At 70.5% G+C, this 16,657-nt stretch carries 14 protein-coding genes; 10 read left to right on the forward strand and 4 right to left on the reverse strand.

All coding sequences use genetic code 11. From position 1 onward, the window contains the following. Nucleotides 1–83 precede the first annotated feature (83 nt). From ITJ64_RS12680 to ITJ64_RS12690, 3 genes are all read left to right on the forward strand, one after another. On the forward strand, nucleotides 84–566 hold the full coding sequence (locus tag ITJ64_RS12680; RefSeq protein WP_173180782.1) for an FHA domain-containing protein: 483 nt from the start codon (nucleotides 84–86) through the stop codon (nucleotides 564–566). Beyond that, a complete protein-coding gene (locus ITJ64_RS12685) occupies nucleotides 566–1,267 on the forward strand; it encodes a MerR family transcriptional regulator (protein ID WP_194681150.1) in 702 nt (233 codons plus the stop codon). The genes ITJ64_RS12680 and ITJ64_RS12685 overlap by 1 nt, the downstream gene beginning before the upstream one ends. 139 nt (nucleotides 1,268–1,406) lie before the next feature. Then, nucleotides 1,407–1,955, forward strand: a complete 549-nt coding sequence (locus ITJ64_RS12690; protein ID WP_194681151.1) for a MerR family transcriptional regulator — start codon at nucleotides 1,407–1,409, stop codon at nucleotides 1,953–1,955. Nucleotides 1,956–2,548: 593 nt separating this feature from the next. Here the strand turns inward: ITJ64_RS12690 and ITJ64_RS12695 are convergent. Then, a complete protein-coding gene (locus ITJ64_RS12695; protein ID WP_194681152.1) occupies nucleotides 2,549–3,358 on the reverse strand; it encodes a ParA family protein in 810 nt (269 codons plus the stop codon). A gap of 75 nt (nucleotides 3,359–3,433) precedes the next feature. Here ITJ64_RS12695 and ITJ64_RS12700 point away from each other — a divergent pair, with 75 nt between their 5' ends. Beyond that, nucleotides 3,434–6,847: a pyruvate carboxylase gene (locus ITJ64_RS12700; RefSeq protein WP_194681153.1), complete on the forward strand. Its 3,414-nt coding sequence runs from the start codon at nucleotides 3,434–3,436 to the stop codon at nucleotides 6,845–6,847. Nucleotides 6,848–6,905: 58 nt separating this feature from the next. Next, the gene (def, locus tag ITJ64_RS12705; RefSeq protein ID WP_194681154.1) at nucleotides 6,906–7,397 is read left to right on the forward strand and encodes a peptide deformylase; all 492 of its coding nucleotides are present in this window, start codon (nucleotides 6,906–6,908) and stop codon (nucleotides 7,395–7,397) included. A gap of 19 nt (nucleotides 7,398–7,416) precedes the next feature. On the opposite strand, the gene ITJ64_RS12710 is transcribed toward def, so the two are convergent. Further along, nucleotides 7,417–9,240 carry a long-chain fatty acid--CoA ligase gene (locus ITJ64_RS12710; protein WP_194681155.1) on the reverse strand — a complete coding sequence of 608 codons (1,824 nt, stop codon included), beginning with the start codon at nucleotides 9,238–9,240 and terminating at the stop codon, nucleotides 7,417–7,419. Between the two features lie 102 nt (nucleotides 9,241–9,342). Between ITJ64_RS12710 and ITJ64_RS12715 the strand changes: the two genes are divergently transcribed. From ITJ64_RS12715 to ITJ64_RS12725, 3 genes are read left to right on the forward strand one after another with little or no spacing between them, the layout of a single operon-like run. Further along, the gene (locus ITJ64_RS12715; protein ID WP_194681156.1) at nucleotides 9,343–10,290 is read left to right on the forward strand and encodes an ROK family glucokinase; all 948 of its coding nucleotides are present in this window, start codon (nucleotides 9,343–9,345) and stop codon (nucleotides 10,288–10,290) included. Nucleotides 10,291–10,292: 2 nt separating this feature from the next. After that, entirely contained in the window at nucleotides 10,293–10,991 is a 699-nt protein-coding gene (locus ITJ64_RS12720) for a lysophospholipid acyltransferase family protein (protein WP_173180792.1), read from the forward strand. A gap of 60 nt (nucleotides 10,992–11,051) precedes the next feature. After that, nucleotides 11,052–12,395 (forward strand): class II 3-deoxy-7-phosphoheptulonate synthase, encoded by a 1,344-nt coding sequence (locus tag ITJ64_RS12725; RefSeq protein ID WP_194681157.1) that lies wholly within the window; start codon nucleotides 11,052–11,054, stop codon nucleotides 12,393–12,395. An 86-nt stretch (nucleotides 12,396–12,481) separates the two neighbouring features. Here ITJ64_RS12725 and pknB read toward each other — a convergent pair whose 3' ends face one another. Continuing rightward, nucleotides 12,482–14,494 carry a Stk1 family PASTA domain-containing Ser/Thr kinase gene (gene pknB / locus ITJ64_RS12730; RefSeq protein ID WP_228508846.1) on the reverse strand — a complete coding sequence of 671 codons (2,013 nt, stop codon included), beginning with the start codon at nucleotides 14,492–14,494 and terminating at the stop codon, nucleotides 12,482–12,484. Between the two features lie 160 nt (nucleotides 14,495–14,654). Between pknB and ITJ64_RS12735 the strand changes: the two genes are divergently transcribed. After that, nucleotides 14,655–14,996, forward strand: a complete 342-nt coding sequence (locus tag ITJ64_RS12735) for an Rv2175c family DNA-binding protein (protein ID WP_370545175.1) — start codon at nucleotides 14,655–14,657, stop codon at nucleotides 14,994–14,996. Between the two features lie 71 nt (nucleotides 14,997–15,067). Here ITJ64_RS12735 and ITJ64_RS12740 read toward each other — a convergent pair whose 3' ends face one another. Next, entirely contained in the window at nucleotides 15,068–16,177 is a 1,110-nt protein-coding gene (locus ITJ64_RS12740) for a polyprenyl synthetase family protein (protein ID WP_194681160.1), read from the reverse strand. 77 nt (nucleotides 16,178–16,254) lie between these two features. Here ITJ64_RS12740 and ITJ64_RS12745 point away from each other — a divergent pair, with 77 nt between their 5' ends. Then, on the forward strand, nucleotides 16,255–16,650 hold the full coding sequence (locus ITJ64_RS12745; RefSeq protein WP_194681161.1) for a DUF3040 domain-containing protein: 396 nt from the start codon (nucleotides 16,255–16,257) through the stop codon (nucleotides 16,648–16,650). Nucleotides 16,651–16,657 lie beyond the last annotated feature (7 nt).

Genomic DNA, 16,657 nt, shown 5'->3' on the forward strand with positions numbered 1-16,657 from the left:
CGGGTGCCCGGCCGCTCGGCAGATTCGCGGGTTCTGCACCCCTCCCGATCGACTACGCTGGACGGAGCAAGGAGGGCAGCAGGATGACGAGCAACGTGAACGACGACCGCACGACCCGGATCACCGTGCCCACCCCCACCGGTGACACGACCCTGTCGTTGACCGGCGAGTTCGCCGCGCAGCTAGCGGCCCTCGAGGGCGGTGTCAGCGGCGAGGAGCTCGACTCCATCGCGGCGCTGCCGTCCGGTTCGGCGCTCTTGATCGTGCGCCGCGGGCCGAACGCCGGTGCGCGCTTCCTGCTCGACACCTCCACCACCACGGTCGGCCGGCACCCCAACGCCGACATCTTCCTCGACGACGTCACCGTCTCGCGGCGCCACGCGGAGTTCTCCCGCCACGGCCACACCTTCATCGTGCGCGACCTCGGGTCGCTGAACGGCACCTACGTCGGCGGGGCCCGGGTCGAGGAGGCCCTGCTCGACGACGGGGCCGAGGTGCAGATCGGCAAGTTCCGGCTCACGTTCTACCCGTCGCGCATCGACGTCGTCACCGCCGCGGGAGAGTAGTGCCGAACGCCGCTCCCGCGCCCGGGCAGCAGCCCGGCGCGCCGCTCCTCGGCATCGGTCAGGTGCTCGCGAGGCTGACCACCGAGTTCCCCGACCTCACCCCGTCGAAGCTGCGCTTCCTCGAGGAGCGCGGGCTCGTGCATCCGGCCCGCACCCCGTCGGGCTACCGCAAGTTCTCGCAGAACGACCTGAGCCGGCTGAAGCTCATCCTGACGCTGCAGCGCGACTGCTACCTGCCCCTCGCGGTGATCAAGGACTACCTCGCCGACGTCGACGCGGGGCTGAACCCGCCGATGCCGGGGGCGGCGCTGCCGGGTGGCGCATCCATTCTGCAGACGGGGCGGCGACTCAGCCGCGAGGAGCTCACGCGCGAGGCTGGTGCGACGCCGATGCTGGTGCAGGATGCCTTCTCGGCGTCGGTGATCACGCCGGCCGAGACCTACGGCGAAGACTCGCTGATCGTGCTGAAGGCGCTCGTCGAGCTGCAGCGCAGCGGCATCGAGCCCCGGCACCTGCGCGGGTTCCGGCAGGCGGCGGAGCGCGAGCTCGGTCTCATCGAGAGCGCCCTGATGCCGGTGGCGCGTCGCCGCGACCCGTCGAGCCGCGTCAAGGCCGCCGAGCTGGCCGTCGAGATCGCGGGGCAGCTCGAGGTCGTGCGGTCGAGTCTCATCCGGTCGGCGCTCAGCCGCATCGTCCCGTGACACGATCCGGTCACGATCTCTCGCGCGTCCGCGACACGCCGGGGGTGCAAACGGCGCGGTCGTTGCCCCGGGGGGTCTGCGTCGATAGCGTTGACGTGATGCATCCGGTTCCGGGTGCGCCCGACGACGGAAGGCCCCGATGAGCGAGCTCAGCCAAGGCGACGATTCTCGCTACGACCTCGGCCTCCTGTTCACCGACGGACTGCCCGACCTCGACGACGCCAACGGCTACCGCGGTGCCGTCGCCGCCCGTGCCGCCGGCATCACCTACCGTCAGCTCGACTACTGGGCGCGCACCGCGCTCGTCGAGCCCACCGTGCGCGGGGCCGCCGGATCCGGTTCGCAGCGCCTGTACGGGTTCCGCGACATCCTCGTGCTGAAGCTCGTGAAGCGGCTGCTCGACACCGGCATCTCGCTGCAGCAGATCCGCACGGCGATCAACCAGTTGCGCGAGTCCGGCATCAACGACCTCGCCCAGACGACGCTCATGTCCGACGGCGCCAGCGTCTACCTCTGCACCTCCAACGACGAGGTCATCGACCTCGTCAGCCGCGGCCAGGGCGTCTTCGGCATCGCCGTAGGCAAGGTCCTCCGCGAGGTCGAGCACTCGCTCGTCGACCTCGACTCGGTCGTCACCGACCCGGCCGACGAACTCGCGGCCCGCCGCGCCTCCCGCAAGATCAGCTGACCGCCCCTCCCCGGCGGCGGCCCGCCGCGCGGCGCCGCGCCGCGCCTCGGCGCACCTCACCCTCCGTGACGCGCCCCCGCCCCCGAGTGGTCACTTCCGGCGCGAACCCACCGCCTTCGGCGCAAATACTGACCACTCGCCGAAGCCCCGCGGCGCGCCTCCCGCTCAGCGACGCGTCCCCCGCCCGCGAGTGGTCACTTTCGGCGCGAACGCGGCGCCTTTGGCGCAACTACTGACCACTCGGGCGAACGAGCGACCAGTCGCGGGAGCCCCGCGGCGCAGCACGCCCGAAGTGACGCGTCTCCGCTCGCGAGTGGTCAGTTTCGGCGCGAACGCGGCGCCTTTGGCGCAACTACTGACCACTCGGGCGCGTGAGCGAACAAGGGCGCGAGCGAGCGACCACTCGCGGGGGAGGGCGGTCGCGAGTGGGGGCCGCGGGCCGTACCCGGTGACCACCGGTGAGGGCGCGGCCGCGTGAGCGACCGCACCCGAACACGTCGCGCGGCGCCGGGCAGGGACCGGCGACGCCTGAGCGCGCCGGCGCGGCACGGCGGCGCAGCCGTCGCGCCGCACCGGCCCGCGAAGCAGCTAGCTCAGGCCTTGAGGTCGGCGTATTCGCCGACGCGGCCCGTGCGCATGACGCGCTCGAGGAGGAGGTCGAAGTTGCGGGCCATCTCCTGGGCGCCCTCGCCCGGCCAGACGTGCAGGGGCTTGGCAGCGCCCTGCGCCTGCTGGAGGGAGGTGCGCTCGGGCAGCTGGGGCGAGAGCACCAGCGGGCCGAACATGTCGCGGAGCTCCTTGATGCGGAACTGGTGCTCGAGCGACTGCGACCGCACGCGGTTCACGATGATGCCGAGGGGCTGCAGTCGGGGGGAGAGGCCGCGCCGGATCTCTTCGATCGCGCGCAGGGCGCGGTCGGCGGCGGCCACCGAGAACAGTCCGGGCTCGGTGACGACCGACACGCGGTCGGAGGCCGCCCAGGCGGTGCGCGTGAGCGCGTTCAGCGACGGGGCGCAGTCGATCAGCACGAGGTCGTACTCGCTCTCGACGGTGGCCAGGGCCTCCTCGAGCTTCCAGATGTCGCGGATCGACGGGTGCGGCCCGTCGAAGTTGAGGGCCGAGGGGCTGCCGATCAGGACGTCGATCTTGCCGCCGCGGTCTTTCGTCCAGCCCGAGGGCGCGATCGCCGCGCGCACGACCTTCTCCTTGGGAGAGGCCAGCACGTCGGCCACGTTGAGGTGGCCGGCGACACGGATGTCCATGCCCGTGGACACGTCGGACTGGGGGTCGAGGTCGACCACGAGGGTGCGGAGACCCTTGGCGAACGCGGCGGAAGCGAGTCCGAGCGTCACTGTGGTCTTGCCCACACCCCCCTTGAGGGAAGAGACGCTGAGTACATGCACAGTCGACAACGTTACCTTCACTAGGCTTTGACTACCTAACTGTTCGCTGTACGCGCATGCGCCTGAAAGGTCTCCATGTTCACGAAGATTCTGGTCGCCAACCGCGGGGAGATCGCGATCCGTGCGTTCCGGGCCGCGTACGAGCTGGGTGCGAAGACCGTCGCGGTGTTCCCCTACGAAGACCGCAACTCGATGCATCGCTTGAAGGCGGACGAGGCGTACCAGATCGGTGAGGTCGGGCATCCGGTGCGCGCCTACCTCGATGTGAGCGAGATCATCCGGGTTGCGAAGGAGTCGGGCGCCGACGCGATCTACCCCGGCTACGGCTTCCTGTCGGAGAACCCCGAGCTGGCCAAGGCCGCCGCCGAGAACGGCATCACCTTCATCGGCCCGGGTGAGCACGTGCTCGAGATGGCGGGCAACAAGGTCACCGCGAAGGAGCACGCGATCGCGGCCGGGGTGCCCGTGCTGAAGTCCTCGCCGGCGACGACCGACCTCGACGTGCTGGTCGCCGCGGCCGACGAGATCGGCTTCCCGGTCTTCGCCAAGGCCGTCGCGGGCGGTGGCGGCCGGGGGATGCGCCGGGTCGAGACCCGCGAGGAGCTCCGCGGTGCGCTCGAGGCCGCCATGCGCGAGGCCGACAGTGCCTTCGGCGACGCGACGATGTTCCTCGAGCAGGCGGTGCTCCGGCCCCGTCACATCGAGGTGCAGATCCTCGCGGATGCGACGGGGGAGACCCTGCACCTCTTCGAGCGCGACTGCTCGGTGCAGCGCCGCAACCAGAAGGTCGTCGAGATCGCCCCGGCCCCGAACATCTCCGACGAGCTGCGCGCGGCCCTGCACTCGGATGCGATCAAGTTCGCGAAGTCGATCGGCTATGTGAACGCGGGCACCGTCGAGTTCCTGGTCGACACGGTCGGCGAGCGGGCCGGGCAGCACGTGTTCATCGAGATGAACCCGCGTATCCAGGTCGAGCACACGGTCACCGAGGAGGTCACCGACGTCGACCTCGTGCAGTCGCAGATGCTGATCGCGAGCGGCAGCACCTTCGACGAGCTCGGCATGCACCAGGACGACATCGTGCTGCACGGCGCCGCCCTGCAGTGCCGCATCACGACGGAGGACCCGACCGCCGGGTTCCGCCCCGACACCGGCAAGATCGCCGCCTACCGCTCACCCGGTGGCGCGGGCGTGCGCCTGGACGGCGGCACCGTCGACGTCGGCGCGCAGATCAGCCCCCACTTCGACTCCATGCTGGCGAAGATGACCTGCCGCGGCCGCGACTTCCCGGCCGCCGTGCGACGGGCGCGCCGCGCGCTGGCGGAGTTCCGCATCCGGGGCGTGTCCACGAACATCCCGTTCCTGCAGGGCGTGCTCGACGACCCGTCGTTCGCCGCCGGCGACCTCAGCACGAGCTTCATCGAGGAGCGGCCGCAGCTGCTGGCCGGGCATCCGTCGAAAGACCGCGGTACGAAGATCCTGAACTGGCTCGCCGACGTCACCGTGAACCAGCCGAACGGGCCGCGCACGGTGACCGTGCACCCGGTCGACAAGCTCCCCGCCGTCGACCTCACCGTGCCTGCCCCGGCCGGCAGCCGGCAGAGGCTGCTCGAGCTCGGCCCGGTCGGGTTCGCCGAGGCGCTCCGGGCGCAGACCGCCCTCGCAGTGACCGAGACGACGATGCGGGATGCCCACCAGTCCCTCCTGGCGACCCGCGTGCGCACCCGCGACCTCGTCGCGGTCGCGCCCTACGTCGCCCGGCTCACGCCCGAGCTGTGGAGCGTCGAGGCCTGGGGCGGCGCGACCTACGACGTGGCGCTGCGCTTCCTGGGGGAGGACCCGTGGGAGCGCCTCGCCGTGCTGCGCGAGGCCCTGCCGAACGTGGCGATCCAGATGCTGCTGCGCGGCCGCAACACCGTCGGCTACACCCCGTACCCGACCGAGGTGACCGACGCCTTCGTGCGCGAGGCCGCCGCGACCGGCGTCGACGTCTTCCGCATCTTCGACGCCCTCAACGACGTGAACCAGATGCGCCCCGCGATCGAGTCGGTGCTGGCCACCGGCACCACGATCGCCGAGGTCGCCGTCTGCTACACCGGCGACCTGCTCGACCCGGCCGAAGACCTGTACACCCTCGACTACTACCTGCGCCTGGCCGACGAGATCGTCGCGGCCGGCGCGCACGTGCTGGCGATCAAGGACATGGCGGGCCTCCTGCGCCCGGCCGCCGCCGCCAAGCTGGTGTCGGCCCTCCGGGAGCGGTTCGACCTGCCGGTGCACGTGCACACGCACGACACCGCCGGCGGGCAGCTCGCGACGCTGCTGGCCGCCAGTGCGGCGGGCGCGGACGCGGTCGACGTGGCCAGCGCACCGATGGCGGGCACCACGAGTCAGCCCAGCGCATCCGCTCTGGTCGCCGCCCTGGCCCACACCGAGCGCGACACGGGGCTGTCGCTTGCGGCCGTCAGCGACCTCGAGCCCTACTGGGAAGCGGTGCGCCAGGTCTACCGGCCGTTCGAGTCGGGCCTCGCGGGCCCCACCGGGCGCGTCTACAACCACGAGATCCCGGGCGGGCAGCTGTCGAACCTGCGCCAGCAAGCCATCGCGCTGGGTCTCGCCGACGACTTCGAGCGGGTGGAGGACCTCTACGCCGCGGCGAACAAGATCCTCGGCCGCATCCCGAAGGTCACCCCGTCGTCGAAGGTCGTGGGCGACCTCGCCCTGCACCTCGCCGCGGTGAAGGCCGATCCGGCCGACTTCGAAGAGAACCCCGGCAACTACGACATCCCCGACTCGGTCGTCGGCTTCATGGCCGGCGAGCTCGGCGAGCTGCCGGGCGGCTGGCCCGAGCCGTTCCGCACCAAGGTGCTCGCGGGCCGAGACGTGAAGGTCGGGGTCACCCCGGTCGACGACGCCGACCTGGCCGCGATCGCACCGGATGCGGACGGCCGCGAACGGCGCGCGACCCTGAACCGGCTCCTGTTCCCGGCCCCGACCCGCACCTTCGAGCAGCTCCGCGAACTGTTCGGCGACCTGTCCGTGGTCGACACGGTCGACTACCTCTACGGGCTGCAGCAGGGCACCGAGCACGTGGTCGAGATCGACCGCGGCGTGCGCCTGTTCGTCGGACTCGAGGCGATCGGCGAGGTCGACGACAAGGGCGAGCGCACCGTCATGACCACCCTCAACGGGCAGTTGCGCCCGGTGAACGTGCGCGACCGCTCGGTGAAGGTCGAGACCAAGACGGCCGAGAAGGCGGATGCGGCCCAGCCCGGGCAGGTGCCGGCTCCGTTCTCCGGCGTCGTCACCGTGAAGGTCGCCGTGGGCGACACCGTCGAGGCCGGCGCCCCCGTCGCGACCATCGAGGCGATGAAGATGGAGGCGGCGATCACCACCCCGATCGCCGGCACCGTCTCCCGCCTTGCCATCCCCACCACCCAGCAGGTCGAGGCCGGTGACCTGATCGCCGTGGTGACCCCCGCATCCTGAACCCGACCGGGGTCGCCCCGCCGACCCCGCCCGAAGACACCGAAAGAGAACCACCGCTGTGACTGTTCGCGAGATCCGCCTGTTCGGCGACCCCGTGCTGAAGACCGTGTCCGACCCGATCGTGGAGATCGACGACCGCGTGCGCGCCCTCGTCGAGGACCTGCTCGACAGCGTGATGGTGCCCGGCCGCGCCGGCGTCGCCGCCGCGCAGATCGGGGTGAACCTGCGCGCGTTCAGCTACAACGTCGACGGGCAGGTCGGCTACATCCTGAACCCGGTGCTGGTCGAGACCTCGGGCGAGCCCGAGCTCGTCGACGAGGGCTGCCTCTCGGTGCCCGAGCTCTGGTTCAAGACGAGCCGCTACCCCTACGCGAAGGCCCGCGGCACCGACCTCGACGGCAACGAGGTCGTCGTCGAGGGCACAGGCGTGCTCGCCCAGGCGCTGCAGCACGAGACCGACCACCTCGACGGCCTGCTCTACCTCGACCGGCTCGACAAGCCCACCCGCCGCGAGGCCATGCGGCAGGTGCGCGAGTCGAACTGGTTCTGACCGTCGCGGGTCGGAAGGCTCAGAATACCAGCGACTGGCCCTCGGTGGCCGGGGCCGCCGAGTAGATGCCGTCGACGACCGCCGCGTAGTCCTTGAGGATCACGTTGCGCTTGATCGACATCTTGGGCGTGAGGTGCCCGCTGTCCTCGGTGAACTCGTCGGTGAGCACCACGAACTTGCGGATGGACTCGGCCCGCGAGACGAGGGCGTTGGCCGTGTCGACGGCCCGCTGGATCTCGGCCAGCACCGCCGGGTTGACGGCCGCCTCGGTGAGGCTCATCGTCGCATCCTGGCCGTTGTTGTTCAGCCACACGGGAAGCATCTCGGAGTCGAGCGTGATCAGCGCCGAAATGAACGGACGCTGGTCGCCGACCACGACGACCTGCCCCACGACCGGGTTCGCGCGGATCGGATCCTCGAGCACGGCCGGGGCGACGTTCTTGCCGCCGGCGGTGACGATGATCTCCTTCTTGCGGCCGGTGATGGTGAGGAAGCCGTCGTCGTCGAGGGTGCCGATGTCACCCGTCTTGAACCACTCTCCGTCCATCACCTCGGCGGTCGCCTCGGGGTTGTTCCAGTAGCCCGCGAAGACGTTGACGCCCTTGATCAGGATCTCGCCGTCGCCCGCGAGCTTCACCGCGACGCCCGGCAGCGGGGGGCCGACGGTGCCGATCTTGAACTGCTCGGGCACGTTCACCGTGGCCGGCGCGGTGGTCTCGGTGAGGCCGTAGCCCTCGAGGATCTTGACGCCGAGGCTGCGGTAGAAGTGGCCGAGGTGGTGACCGAGCGGGGCCGAGCCCGAGACGGCGTACTTGACGCGCCCGCCGAGGGCGGCCCGGAGCTTGGAGAGCACCAGGCGGTCGAGCACGGCGAAGCGCAGCTTCAGCCCGAGCGGCACGTGCCCGGCGTCGAGCGCCTCGGAGTGCTGCACGGCGACCGCCGCGGCGGCACGGAAGATCTTGCCCTTGCCGCCGGCCTCGGCCTTCTGCTCGGAGGAGTTGTAGACCTTCTCGAACACGCGCGGCACGGCGAGCAGGAAGGTCGGCTTGAACGACCCGAGCGCCGGAAGCAGGTTCTTCGTGTTCGACTCGTGGCCGACCTTCACGCCGCCGTGCACCGAGAGCACCGAGATGAACCGGGCGTAGACGTGGGCGGTGGTGACGAACAGCAGCGTCGACGACCCGGGGGCGAGCACGTCGGCCATCGAGACCGCGGCGTTGCGGCTCAGCTCGACGAAGTTCGAGTGGGTCAGCACGCAGCCCTTGGGCCGCCCCATCGTGCCCGAGGTGTAGATGAGCGTGGCGAGGTCGGAGCCCTGCGCGAGGTTGCGGCGGCGCTCGACCTCGTCGTCGGACACCGCACCCCCCGTCGCGGCGAGCTTGTCGAGGTCGCCCAGGTCGACCTGCCAGACGCGGGTGACCAGCGGCAGGTCGGCGTGGATCTCGTCGAAGCGGGCGAAGTGGTCGGCCGTCTCGACGATGATCGCGGTCGCGCCCGAGTCGCTGAGGTTCCACTGCACCTGCGCGGGGGAGGAGGTCTCGTAGATCGGCACGAGCACGGCACCGGCGAACCAGGTGGCGAAGTCGATCAGCGTCCACTCGTAGCGGGTGTGGCACATCAGGCCGATCTTGTCGCCCGGCTCGATGCCGGCCGCGATCAGGCCCTTGGCCACGGCCTTCACCTGGGTGAGGAACTCGGCGGCGGTGATGTCACGCCAGCCGCCGTTCTCGGGAACCGCGAAGAGCGGTTGGTCGGGGGTCTGGCGCACCCGCTCCACGAGCAGATCGGTGACGTTCGCCCCGGGGTCGGCTGTGACGGCGGGAGGGTTCTCGTACTGGTCCACGGCAGCTCCTTCGGTACCGGTCAGGTTCTTCTCCTCTACACTCTACTTGGTGCGCCCGGGGCTTCCCGGGGGCGCCGTTTCGCCCGGTCGGAAGGAACCTCCATGCGCGCCATCGGCATCGACATCGGCGGCACGAAGATCGCCGGAGCGGTCGTCGACGAGTTCGGCACGATCGTCAAGCACGATCGCACGCCCACCATCGCGGCCGAGCCCCAGGTCATCGAGGACTCCGTCGTCGCGATGGTGCAGAGCCTGGCCGAGGGCGAGGAGATCGCCGCGGTCGGGGTGGCCGCCGCCGGCTTCATCGACGCCTCGCAGTCGGTCGTCTACTACGCGCCCAACATCAACTGGCGCAACGAGCCGTTCCGCGAGAAGCTCCAGGACCGTTTGGGCATGCACATCATCGTCGAGAACGACGCGAACGCGGCCGGCTGGGCCGAGTTCCGCTTCGGCGCCGGCCGACTGGTCAGCGACATGGTCATGCTCACCATCGGCACGGGGGTCGGCGGGGCGATCGTCAGCGGCGACCGGCTGTTCCGCGGCGGCTTCGGCGCCGGCGCCGAGCTCGGGCACATGCGGGTGGTCCCCAGCGGCCTGCCCTGCGGATGCGGGGCCCACGGCTGCATCGAGCAGTACGGCTCCGGCCGAGCGCTGCTCCGGCTCGCGAACGAGCTGGCCGACGCGGGCGGCATCGGTCAGGTGCTGGCCTCGGTGCGGCAGCGGAAGGGCGTGCTCACCGGTCAGGACGTCAGCGAGCTGGTGACCATCGGCGACCCCGGCGCCCTGTCCGCACTCCGTACCCTCGGCACCTGGATCGGCCAGGCCTGTGCGAGTCTCGGCGCGGTGCTCGACCCGCAGCTGTTCGTGATCGGCGGCGGGGTCGCCCAGGCCGGCGACCTGCTGCTCGACCCCATCCGCCAATCGTTCCTCGAGAGCCTGCCGGCCCGGGGGTACCACCCCGAACCCGCCTTCGCGATCGCCGAGCTCGTCAACGACGCCGGTGTCGTCGGCGCGGCCGACCTCGCCCGTCAGTACGCCGAATCGATCTGACCGTGTTCTACTTCCTCGCGAAATACCTGCTCATCGCCCCGGTGCTGAAGACGCTGTTCCGGCCCTGGGTGATCGGGCTCGAGAACATCCCCGCCTCGGGCGGCGCGATCCTCGCCTCGAACCACCTCTCGTTCAGCGACTCGGTGTTCCTGCCCGTGGTGGTCGACCGGCAGGTGTCGTTCCTCGCCAAGAGCGAGTACTTCACCGGCAAGGGCATCAAGGGCTTCCTGGTGCGGCTGTTCTTCATCGCGTCCGGGCAGCTGCCGATCGACCGCGCGGGCGGCAAGGCCTCCGAGGCGTCGCTGAACACGGGCCTCCGGGTGCTGGCGCGCGGCGACCTGCTGGGCATCTACCCCGAGGGCACCCGGAGCCCCGACGCGAAGCTCTACCGCGGACGCACCGGCGTCGCACGGATGGTGCTCGAGGCGCATGTGCCGATCATCCCGGTCGCCATGATCGACACCGAGAAGGTCATGCCCATCGGCACGAAGCTGCCGAAGATCAGGCGGATTGGCATCGTCATCGGGGAGCCACTAGATTTCAGTAGGTTCGAGGGACTGGAATCAGACCGGTTCATCCTCCGCTCCGTGACCGACGAGATCATGTACGAGCTGCACCGCCTGGGAGGCCAGGAATACGCGGACGTCTATGCGACTTCGGTCAAGGAGAAACGCGTGCGACCGCGCGCCACCGCCAAATAGATACGGGAATCCAAACCAGTGGTAGATCCAACAGAGCAAATCGTCGAAGCGGATGAATCGGTGATCGCGGGTCTGGACTATTGGCGCACCCTCCCGGTGAAGCAGCAGCCGTCCTGGCCCGACCAGACCGCGGTCGAGGCCGTCTCGCGCGAGATCGCCACGCTGCCGCCGCTCGTCTTCGCGGGCGAGGTCGACAACCTGCGTTCCCGGCTCGCCACGGCGGCCCGGGGTGAGGCCTTCCTCCTGCAGGGCGGCGACTGCGCCGAGACCTTCGCGGGCGCCACGGCCGACCAGATCCGCGACCGGGTGAAGACCATCCTGCAGATGGCCGTCGTGCTCACCTACGGCGCCTCGATGCCCGTCATCAAGATGGGCCGGATGGCCGGGCAGTTCGCCAAGCCGCGCTCCAGCGACACCGAGACCCGCGACGGCATCACGCTGCCCGCCTACCGCGGCGACATCGTGAACGGCTACGACTTCACGCCCGAGTCGCGCACCGCGAACCCGAAGCGCCTGCTCGACGGCTACCACATGGCCGCCTCGACGCTGAACCTCATCCGCGCCTTCACGCAGGGCGGCTTCGCCGACCTGCGCCAGGTGCACATGTGGAACAAGGGCTTCACCTCGAACCCCGCCAACGTGCGCTACGAGCAGCTGGCCGGCGAGATCGACCGCGCCGTGAAGTTCATGGTCGCGTGCGGCGCCGACTTCGAGGCGCTGAAGCGCACCGAGTTCTACGTCAGCCACGAGGGTCTGCTGTTCGACTACGAGCGGCCTATGACGCGCATCGACTCGCGCACGGGCACGCCGTACAACACCTCGAGCCACTTCATCTGGATCGGGGAGCGCACGCGCGAGCTCGACGGCGCGCACGTCGACTTCCTGTCGCGGGTGCGCAACCCGATCGGCGTGAAGCTCGGCCCGACCACGACCGCCGACGACATGCTGCGCCTGATCGACAAGCTCGACCCCGAGCGCGAGCCCGGGCGGCTGACGTTCATCACGCGCATGGGCGCGGGCAAGATCCGGGATGCGCTGCCCCCGCTGCTCGAGGCGATCAAGTCGAGCGACGCGCTGCCGCTCTGGGTCACCGACCCCATGCACGGCAACGGACTGACGACGCCCAATGGCTACAAGACGCGTCGCTTCGACGACGTGGTCGACGAGGTCAAGGGCTTCTTCGAGGCGCACCGGGCGGCGGGGACGCACCCGGGCGGCATCCACGTCGAGCTCACCGGTGACGACGTCACCGAGTGCCTCGGCGGGTCGGAGCACATCGACGAGGCCACCCTCTCGACGCGCTACGAGTCGCTCTGCGACCCGCGCCTGAACCACATGCAGTCGCTCGAGCTCGCCTTCCTCGTGGCCGAGGAGCTCAAGGTCTCGAGCGCCGCCCGCGCCTGACGCCCAGGCCACCCGGCGACTTGCCGAAAAACGCCCTTCCGGAGCTCGGATAGGGCGTTTTTCGGCAACTCGCCTGGGGTGGGCCGCTAGAAGACGCTGAAGGAGACCGTGAGGGAGGAGCCTCGGGGGAGGCTCGTGCCCGGCGCCGGGTCGGTGGCGCTGATCTTGAAGGCGTCGGGGAGGGCGTCGGCCACCGCGTTGTAGCGCAGGTCGAAGCCGAGTTCGACGAGCTTCGGCTTGGCGTCGGCCCAGGACTGCCCCACGATGTCGGAGGGAACCGTGACCGGCTCGGGGCCGCGGGAGATGTCGAGGGTGATCGAGTCGCCCTGGTGCACGATGTCAGACGGCAGCACGGCGTTGTAGACCTGGCCGGCCGGCACCTCCTCGTTGAAGTCGGAGGAGCCCTCGACGCCCACGAGACCGACGGCCGACAGGGTCGCCTGCGCCTCCTCGAGCGTCTGGCCGATCACGCCGGGCACCGGGCCGAGCGAGACCACGAGGGTCACCGGCTGCTGCTCGCCGTACTCCGCGCCGAGCTGGTTGCCCGCCGCGTCGAGCGCCGCGAGCACGACGCCGGCCTCGACGTCGCCGTTGAACTGCGTCTGCGAGTCGGTGTTCGTGAAGCCCGCCTCCTCGACGGCGGAGCGCGCCTGATCCTCCGGGATACCGGTCAGGGTCGGCACGGGGAGCATCGCGGGCCCCGACGAGACGAGCACCGAGACGCCCGACCCGGTCTGCACGCTGGTGCCCGAGGCGGGGTCGGTGCCGATCACCGAGCCCGCAGGGACAGTGGGGCTGGTGGCCGGGGACTGGGAGGCCTCGAGGCCGAGACCCTGCAGGGTGGCGACCGCCGCATCCGGAGCCTGTGACGTGACGTCGGGCACGGTGAGCATCGCACCCGGGCCCGCGGCGAAGTACCACGCGCCGGTGCCGAGCCCGGCCGCGACGAACAGGATGAGCGCGAACACCCAGAGCCCCCGGCGCTTGCGCCGGCCCGTCTTGGTGGCCAACCGCTGCCGTGTCTCGGAGTGCGGCCCGCTGTCGTTCAGCGCGGCGAGCGAGCCGGGGGAGCCGGGCGACCCGGGCGGGATCGGACCGGTGGGCGGGATGAGCGGCGACCCGTAGGCCGTGGTCTCACCGGTCGCGCCCCCCACGGCGGCCATCTGGCCCGTACGGCGGCGCGACTCGAGCACCTGCGTCTGGGCGTGGTCGAGGTCGGCGTCGAAGGTCTCGGGCAGCACCACGGTGCGACCGGTCGCGTTCGTGACCGGACGTGCTCCGACGATCTCGCGCTCGGCCTCGCGCAGCCGCTCGAGCATCTCGCGCGCGTCGCTCGGCCGATCGTCGGGGCTCTTCGCGGTGGCCCAGAGCACGAGGTCGTCGAGCTGCTCGGGCACACCGGGCTGCGCGACGCTCGGCACGGGCATCGGGTCGTTCGCGTGCTGGAAGGCGATGGCCATCGGCCGCTCGCCCACGTAGGGCTGGGCGCCGACGAGCATCTCGTACATCATGATGCCGGCCGCGTAGATGTCGCTTCGGGCGTCGGCGGTGCCGCGCGTGAGCAGCTCGGGGGAGAGGTAGGCGATCGTGCCGAGCAGCGCCTGCCCGGTGGCCGTGTTGGCCGAGACGGCGCGGGCGAGGCCGAAGTCGCTGATCTTGATGCGGCCGTCGTCGGCCAGCAGCACGTTCTCGGGCTTGAGGTCGCGGTGCACGATGCCGGCCTTGTGGGCGGCGGCGAGGCCGCCGAGCACCGCGTCCATCACGTCGACGGTCTGCTCGGTGGTGAGCTTTCCGTAGTCTTTGAGAAGGTCGCGCAGGGTGACTCCGGGCAGGTACTCCATGACGAGGTACGCCATGTCGCTGTCCTGGCCCTGGTCGAAGACGTTCACGACGTTCGGGTGCGCGAGCCGGGCCGCCGAGCGGGCCTCCTGCACGAAGCGCTCCTTGAAGACCGCGTCGTCGGCGAGGTGGCCGTGCATGATCTTGATGGCCACCTGGCGCTCCAGGCGCAGGTCGGTGGCGAGGTAGACGGTCGCCATGCCGCCGCGCGCGATGCGCGAACGCACCGAGTAGCGGCCGTCGATGAGACGTCCGATCATCGGGTCGGGCGGGGCGCTTGTCACAGTTCCGAGTCTAGAGAGGGGGGCATCGCCCTGGCCGCATAGACACCGGGCGATCGGGCATCCGGATGCGCATTTTTATGCATTCGTGATGAGAGCCGATTGCGACCGGCGCCCCGGCGCGTGGCAATCTGTACTGGTGACTGATCTGCCCGCCACCGAGTGGCTGACCGTTCCCGACCTCGTCGACCTGCTCGGCCTCACGCCGAGCAAGGTGCGGCGCCTGATCGAGGACCACCACCTGGTGGCCACGCGCCGCGACGGCGTGCTCTCGGTGCCGGCGGAGTTCATCCGCGACGGCGAGCCGCTGACCGAGCTGCGCGGCACCATCATGGTGCTCGCCGACAACCGGTACAAGGACGACGAGATCCTCGAGTGGCTGCTGTCGCCGAACGAGCTGCTCGACGCCACGCCGATCGCCGCGCTGCGCGCCGGCCGCAAGGCCGAGGTGCGCCGCATCGCCCAGGCCCAGGACTTCTAGCGCGCATCCGGAGCCCGGGTCGCGCAAACGGCCCGTGCTGCGCCCACGAAGGGCCGTCTGCGCGACCCGGTCTAGGCCTGGCGGTTCACGAGGCGCTTCGCGAGGCTCGTGAGCTCGGCCTTGGCCGTGTCGCCTAGCGGGGCGCGGTCGAGCTCCTCGAGCGCGGTGCGGAGGCGGCGGGAGATCATGCCCTCCACCTCGGTGACGGCACCCGTGCCCACCATGGTCTGCTGCAGCATCCGGATCTGGCCCTCGTCGAGCTCGGGATCGCCGAGCAGCTCGTCGAAGAGCCGCCGCGACGAGGGGTCGAGCCGGGAGCGGGTGAGCGAGACGAGCACCGTGCGCTTGCCCTCGCGGAGGTCGTCGCCCGAGGGCTTGCCCGTGAGCTCGGCGTCGCCGAAGACGCCCAGCACGTCGTCGCGCAGCTGGAACGCGATGCCGAGCGGGAGCCCGAAGCGCCGCAGCGCATCCGTCTGCTCGGGCGAGCTGCCGCGCAGGGACGCCCCGATCACGAGCGGGGCCTCGACGCTGTACTTCGCCGACTTGTAGACGATCACCCGTTCGGCGCGCTCGAGCGACGCCTCGGGGTCGGTGGTCGCCCAGGCACGCTCCTCGAGCAGGTCGAGGTACTGGCCGAGCGTGACCTCGGTGCGCATGGTGTCGACCGCCTCGCGGGCGGCGAGATGGGTCTCGAGCGAGGGGGCGCCGAGCACGGCCCGGGCGATCAGCTCGTCGCTCCAGGCGAGCAGCAGGTCGCCGAGCAGGATGGCGCTGCCCTCGCCGAACGTGCGACGGTCGCCGCGCCAGCCGCCGTCGGCGTGCAGCGTCTCGAACCGCCGGTGCGCCGAGGGCATGCCGCGGCGCGTGTCGGAGTTGTCGATGATGTCGTCGTGCACCAGCGCGGCGGCGTGGAAGAGCTCGAGGCCGGCGCAGAGGTCGACCAGGGAGTCGAGCTCCTTCTCGCCCGGCACGGCCGAGGCGGTGGCGGCCGGCGACACCGCCCGCCAGCCCCAGTAGCAGAACAGGGCCCTGAACCTCTTGCCGCCGCTGAGAAGATCCCGCGAGAACCGGGAGAAGGGGGCGAGGTCGGGGGCCACACGACCGAGAATGGACTCGCGCGATGCGAGGAACTCCACGATCCGAGCATCGACGAGATTGACTAGGCGCGGGCTTTCCATCACTCGCCTAGCCTAGCTAGACCCCGCGCACTACAATCAGCAAGTATCACGCGTCGGTCCCGAGCCTGAGGTGAAATAGGATGCCGCTTTCGGAGCAAGAACAAAGACTCCTCGATGAGATGGAGCGCAGTCTCTACCACAACGACGCCGACTTCGTGTCGGCCGTCAGCGGGGCGCGAGGTCGACTCAACTACGGCGCGCTCGTGCTGGGGATCCTGGTCGGGATCCTGGGGCTCGGCGTCGTCATCGTCGGCGTGGTGCTGCACCAGCCGCTGATCGGTCTGGCCGGCTTCGTCGCCATGTTCGGCGGCGTGCTGCTCGCCCTGAGACGAACCTCCCGCGGTCCGGCCCCCAAGGCCCCGCTCGGCGGAACGCCCACGACGGGTCGCGGCGGCGCCACGGCCTCGTCGAAGTCCGGCTTCATGGATCGACTCAACGACCGCTGGGAGCGACGCGACGACGATCGCGGCGAGTAGGGCACTG

Origin of the sequence: Herbiconiux sp. VKM Ac-1786 (assembly GCF_015350805.1) — a bacterium.
GTDB lineage: Bacteria > Actinomycetota > Actinomycetes > Actinomycetales > Microbacteriaceae > Herbiconiux.